Below are 6,000 nucleotides of genomic sequence, written 5' to 3' on the forward strand. Positions count from 1 at the left end.
ATTATGGCAACAATAATTACAATGCCTCGTTTGAGCGATACTATGACGGAAGGAACGGTAGCGACTTGGTTAAAAAAAGTAGGTGATAAAGTAAGCGAAGGAGATATTCTTGCTGAAATTGAAACAGATAAAGCAACAATGGAATTCGAATCATTCAATGAAGGAACTTTGCTTCACATAGGTATTGCCGAAGGAGAGACTGCACCAGTAGATTCTTTGTTAGCAATTATTGGTAAAGAAGGGGAGGATATTTCTGAACTGCTTTCAGTAAAAAAAGCTCCAGAAGAGACGGATAAGAAAGAGCCTTCAAATAGTGATAGCGACACTAAAACTGCTCCTGAAGTTGAAAAAAATGCACCACCAACTACAGGATCCTTACCAGAAGGCGTGATAGTAGTGACTATGCCAAGACTAAGTGATACGATGACTGAAGGAACTGTAGCAACTTGGTTGAAAAAAGTAGGTGATAAAGTTGCTGAAGGAGATATTCTTGCTGAAATTGAAACTGATAAAGCAACCATGGAATTTGAATCTTTCAACGAAGGAACGTTATTATACGTAGGAATCGAAGAGGGAAATACTGCACCTGTTGACAGTCTTTTGGCAATCATCGGGCCGGCTGGAACAGATGTAAGTTCAATTGCTGCTAACCATGGAAAAGCTGGAGCACCACAAACTACTCCAACTGCACCAGAAGACAAAGAAGAAAAACAAGTTGCTTCAACTGACAAAGCTTCAGAACCTGTGACTCAAGAAGCATCAACTGATGGACAAAGAATATTAGCTTCGCCGTTAGCAAAGAAAATAGCTAGTGACAAAGGAATACAATTGAATCAAGTCAAAGGTTCTGGTGAAAATGGACGTATTGTAAAAAGTGATATCGAAAACTTTACTCCAGCTGCAGTAGCTCCACAAGCTGATGCTGTTGCACCAGCCAAAACAGAAACTATTGCTGCGCCAGCTGCAAAAGTATTTGTCCCTGCTGGAGAAGTGGTAACGGAGGAAATTAAAAACTCGCAAATGCGCAAAATCATTGCCAAGCGCTTAGCAGAATCTTTATTTACTGCACCACATTACAATTTAGTTATTGAAGTGACTATGGATGATGCAATGAAATCAAGAGCAATCATTAATAGCGTTCCTGATACAAAAGTATCTTTTAACGATATGGTAATCAAAGCGTGCGCTTTAGCATTAAAAAAACACCCAAAAATAAACTCGCAGTGGAAAGAAGATGTAATCATCATCAATCATCATGTGAATATTGGCGTTGCGGTAGCTGTTGAAGATGGTTTAGTAGTTCCTGTATTGAAATTTACAGATGCTATGAGTTTATCTCAAATTGGCGGAAGCGTGAGAGATCTTGCTGGAAGAGCTAAAAATAAAAAACTATTGCCAACTGAAATGGAAGGAAGTACATTTACCGTTTCTAACCTTGGAATGTTTGGGATTACTGAATTTAACTCCATTATTAATCAACCTAACTCAGCTATTCTATCAGTAGGAGCGATTGTAGAAAAACCAGTTGTTAAAAACGGACAAATAGTTGTAGGTAACACGATGATGTTATCACTTGCTTGCGACCACCGTACTATAGATGGAGCAACTGGAGCACAGTTCTTGCAAACATTAAAACAATACATTGAAAATCCAGTTACAATGCTTGCCTAATAACTGATTTATATAATAGCTAAAAACCCGTCATGTTGAAAACTTGACGGGTTTTTTGTTTGGGCATGCCCTCGCTTTCACTATCGTTACAGCTCGGTCGGGCTGTACGCTATATCTTTTATTCCATTGCATTTCATAAAAGGATGCCGCTTCCATCCCTCATGCAAGAAAAGAGGAGCGTTTCAATTTAAAATTATCTGTTTTTCTCCTCAATCCACTTTGACATATACTTAGTACTTCTCAGCGTATGATGTTGTAATAATTCGCCCATGAAATTGTTTAGACGATGTTGTTCCAGATTAAGAAGTAATTCACCAATTCTTTCTTTAAAATCACCTTCAAATAATGGTTTTAGATATCTATGCTCCATAATTTTAATTCCATTTTTCTGAGCTTGAAGCCACAGTTTTTCATCTTGATATAATACTATTGCTTTTTCAGCAAATACTACTGGATTATCTTCAATAAAACCGTTCCAAGATAAATTTGCATGCATGGATTCAGCGCCAATAGAAGTGGTAACACTTGGTGTTCCACATTGCATAGCTTCTAATAACTTTCCTTTTATTCCAGCTCCAAAACGTAAAGGTGCAAGAACAACTCTCGAATTTTTAACAACTTGCATAGCATCATCAGCTCGTCCTTTTATTAAAAAGCCCTCCTTTACATTATTTAATTGTAAAACTTTTTGAGAGGGATATGCACCATAAATATTTAAAATTGCTTCAGGGAATTGTTTTTTTAATAATGGCCAAATTGTTTCTTTCAAATATTGAACAGCATTAAAGTTTGGCACGTGAAGAAAATTACCAATGAAAAGAAAATCTTTTCGATCTTCAAAAGAAGGAGATTTTTCTAAATCAGATATTTGATCTGTATGTAATAAAAGTGGTAAATAATACAATAATCGGCTATCAATTTTAAAAATATTCTGCAATAATTCCATTTCAAATTCGGAAATCATCAATGAGAGATCACAACGTAAAATACTGGCAACCTCTCTTTTTGCCACTTCTTCCACTAACAAATCTGATATCTGAAATTCACGCTTTTCCTTGAATGCGTTTTGCCTTGCAAGTCGCAAACAATGCAAATCCTCAGTATCTAGGATTCGCATGGCAGCTGGGCAATTCTCAGCGACACGCCAACCAAATTGTTCTTCCATCATGAAACGATCAAATAGCACTATAGTAGGATTAAGCTCTTTTATAAAAACATCAAAACTGGAACAATTTAAATTAATAGATCTTTTCAGGACACTATACTGAGCTAAATCAATCATGAAGTCGCTGTCTTGCGCTGGACTCGAAAACACTATCGAAAAGCCTTGTTGCTGAAAAAGCGAAATCAACTGCATCATTCGTCCACCTGCAGCTGAAGAGTTAGGCTCTGGCCAAACAAATCCTATAATTAAAAGCGTTCGCATTAAATTGTTATTTTGGAAAGTTGCTGCAAAATAATGCAATTTTGGCACTATTCTCTAAAATAGTTTGTGTTTAAGTACTTAAATATCGATTTATAAGGATTTGCGTGAGGGATAGTAGTGAAAAGCCCGGAATCCCGATGCAGCGCAGCGCAAACGGGATGAGGACTTGTAGCGTATAGCCCGACAGCAATAAAAATGGCTATGTGCTTTTGTGTTTGTGCCATTTTTTATTGCTGACACGCCCAAAAAAATAGGCATGATACTAGATCTTTAATTTAATAAATCGGCAATAAAAGACTAATTTTGCTCCTTAATAAAATGCAGCATTATGTTAGGATTAAAATTAGCCACAGACCCTCGATGGGTGAATATAGTTGAATCGAATATCGAAGAGATTTTAACGGATCACGCCTGGTGTGAACAAAAAGCAGCTTCTAATGCGATAAGCATTGTCACTTATAATTCGGAATTAGAAGAGTTAGTAACGGAAATGCTGGTAATTGCAAAAGAAGAATTAGAGCACTTGCAGTTAGTGCACGAGCTGATAAAAAGTAAAGGGCTTACTTTAGGAAGAGAAAGAAAAGACCATTACGTAAACGAGCTTTTCAAGTTTATGAAAAAAGATGGTAGCCGAAAAGATGCTTTGTGTGACCGCCTACTTTTTTCGGCTATGATTGAAGCCAGAAGTTGCGAACGTTTTAAGGTACTTTCGGAAAATATTAAAGATGCAGAATTAGCTAAATTTTACCGTGATTTGATGATCAGTGAAGCAGGCCATTACACCACTTTTATAGGTTTTGCTCGCAAGTATGCTGATAATGTAGATGTGGATAAAAGATGGAAGGAATGGATCGAATTTGAGACCTCTATTATTGCTAAGTACGGTAAAAACGAAACGGTACACGGATAATTTATGATAAAAGTATTTATTGTAGAATTAGTATATTAAAAGCTTTACAATGATTAGAAATTGTTGTCATTTTTATAGTCTAGTTTTTCTTATCTTGATTAATGAAATACACTGGTTGTTTGTAATTTGTAATTTCGATTAAAGCATAATAAATATATTTAGAAACTAATGCTCCTCCACCAGTAGTGATTAATTCGATATCGTCTTTTGGTGTGTGCTATTTCGGATGGACACCAGTATGGAAACCAATGCATGAAATCTCTTTTTTATAAAAGGAAACATGATCAGATCCTCCTACTTCATCAGCATGAACAATAAGATTTAGTTCGCTATTTATTCCTAGTTTATTCATTAATTCGACTCCATCAGGAAACGTTCCAGTTCCACCCATGTATAGGTTTTTCGCTGAATTAAGTCGGCCAATCATATCCATATTGAGCATTACTTTAACTGCATCAATAGATACAGGCCAATGATTTACAAAGTATTTAGATCCTAACAACCCCTGCTCTTCCCCGCTAAATGCGATAAAAATAATACTTCTTTTAGGTTTTATTACAGAATTAGAGATTTCCTCAAGAATAGACAGTACTCCGGCAACTCCTGAGGTATTATCATCGGCACCATTATGAATTACTATTGTATCCTTTTTTTGGCTACCTGATACTTTTCCTCCCAGCCCCAACGGTCATAGTGTGCTCCTATAACAATGAATTCATCCTTTAACTCACTATCTGAACCTGCAAGATAACCAACAACATTTTGAGTAGAAACCGTGTCCGATTTCATCTTGTTAATATCTGGTTTTACAAATAGTTAAAAGACTGGTAGTAGTTGTTATTAAAAGTTTTTAAACCATATTCCTTGAAATACTTTTTGATGCATGTGGAAGCTTTAATGTTTTGCTTTGTTCTCATAAATCGACCTTGCATCTTGTTTAGAGAAGGGTATGTATTGCGTTTAAAAAAATAGATAAGCTAATTCCATTTTGCGCTCTTAAACAATTATTGGTAAATAGTACAAATAAAATTAAATATAAGGAATTTAATTTTTTAAATAATAACATAAAGATAATTTTAAGTAATATCTAAAGAGAGATTTTAAATAAAGAAAAAAGATTTAATGAATATACAATTTTAATATCCAAAATCCTTCCTATTTTATTTCTGAACAGCATTGATCTCAAAATAAAAATTTTAAAAACGAATTTGCAAAATAGAAATTTCATCTATCTTATGAATTTAAAATAGCGTTAAAATCTTTACAGAATAATAAATCGTTATTTAGGATGAATCGAAGATCTAATAACTTACCTGGCAAAACAACAAGTTTTGTAAAATTACCTATAACTCATAACACTTAAACTTCCTGAATTAATAATAGAACACTTTGATTTGGTAAATACCAAAACCGAACAAAAGAAAATACATTTGTATTTTGAAGCAAAGACACTCCGCCAAAAGAACATAACACTAGACAACTTATCTCTAACGGTATTTTAAATGAGATTACCATTCAAAATTTCCCGCTCAGAACGAAAATTTGCATAGCTCCAGAATAAAAGACGTCGTTGGACCGATAAACAATTACTAGAAATCATTCAAAGACATTGGAATATTACAGCACAAGAAAACCGCACTACTCAATAGTTTACTACTTTTTTAAAAAAATTAATAGATACTAAAGCAAAAGACTGTTATTCTATAGGTTCATTCTATAGCGTCAATAGAAAAAACTATAAAAACAATACAAAAAACATCTCAATAACTTCAATAGTCGTGAACAATAAGTACCTATTACTGACTGCCAAATTTTCCCTGAAAACATGATAAACTTCTTGTCTATAGACAAAGTTGACCTATCAATGAGAGCGCTTTATACCGCAGTCACTAATAAGGAAAGAAAGGTTCTATAGTGGCTAATGTTGCAGGAACCAAAGCAGAAATCGTTATTAGTCACTTGCTAAAAATAGATTTAAAAAAACGTAATCAGG

General features: G+C 34.6%; 6 protein-coding genes. 2 read left to right on the forward strand and 4 right to left on the reverse strand.

The window, feature by feature from the left end; genetic code table 11:
* Positions 1–3: 3 nt before the first annotated feature.
* On the forward strand, positions 4–1,671 hold the full coding sequence (locus BUA99_RS11690; protein WP_072992438.1) for a pyruvate dehydrogenase complex dihydrolipoamide acetyltransferase: 1,668 nt from the start codon (positions 4–6) through the stop codon (positions 1,669–1,671).
* Positions 1,672–1,864: 193 nt separating this feature from the next.
* On the opposite strand, the gene BUA99_RS11695 is transcribed toward BUA99_RS11690, so the two are convergent.
* Together BUA99_RS11695 and BUA99_RS15140 are read right to left on the reverse strand one after the other, a co-directional pair.
* Positions 1,865–3,097 carry a glycosyltransferase gene (locus BUA99_RS11695; protein WP_072992439.1) on the reverse strand — a complete coding sequence of 411 codons (1,233 nt, stop codon included), beginning with the start codon at positions 3,095–3,097 and terminating at the stop codon, positions 1,865–1,867.
* A gap of 47 nt (positions 3,098–3,144) precedes the next feature.
* Positions 3,145–3,321, reverse strand: a complete 177-nt coding sequence (locus tag BUA99_RS15140; protein WP_159430951.1) for a hypothetical protein — start codon at positions 3,319–3,321, stop codon at positions 3,145–3,147.
* Positions 3,322–3,425: 104 nt separating this feature from the next.
* Between BUA99_RS15140 and miaE the strand changes: the two genes are divergently transcribed.
* Entirely contained in the window at positions 3,426–4,007 is a 582-nt protein-coding gene (gene miaE, locus BUA99_RS11700) for a MiaE family protein (protein WP_072992441.1), read from the forward strand.
* A gap of 217 nt (positions 4,008–4,224) precedes the next feature.
* Here the strand turns inward: miaE and BUA99_RS15410 are convergent, their stop codons facing one another.
* Together BUA99_RS15410 and BUA99_RS15415 are read right to left on the reverse strand one after the other, a co-directional pair.
* A complete protein-coding gene (locus tag BUA99_RS15410) occupies positions 4,225–4,692 on the reverse strand; it encodes a M28 family metallopeptidase (RefSeq protein ID WP_072992444.1) in 468 nt (155 codons plus the stop codon).
* A complete protein-coding gene (locus tag BUA99_RS15415) occupies positions 4,644–4,796 on the reverse strand; it encodes a hypothetical protein (RefSeq protein ID WP_234972966.1) in 153 nt (50 codons plus the stop codon). Before BUA99_RS15415 ends, BUA99_RS15410 begins: the two co-directional genes overlap by 49 nt.
* Between the last annotated feature and the right edge of the window lie 1,204 nt (positions 4,797–6,000).

It is taken from the genome of Flavobacterium segetis (assembly GCF_900129575.1).
Classification (GTDB): Bacteria; Bacteroidota; Bacteroidia; order Flavobacteriales; family Flavobacteriaceae; genus Flavobacterium; species Flavobacterium segetis.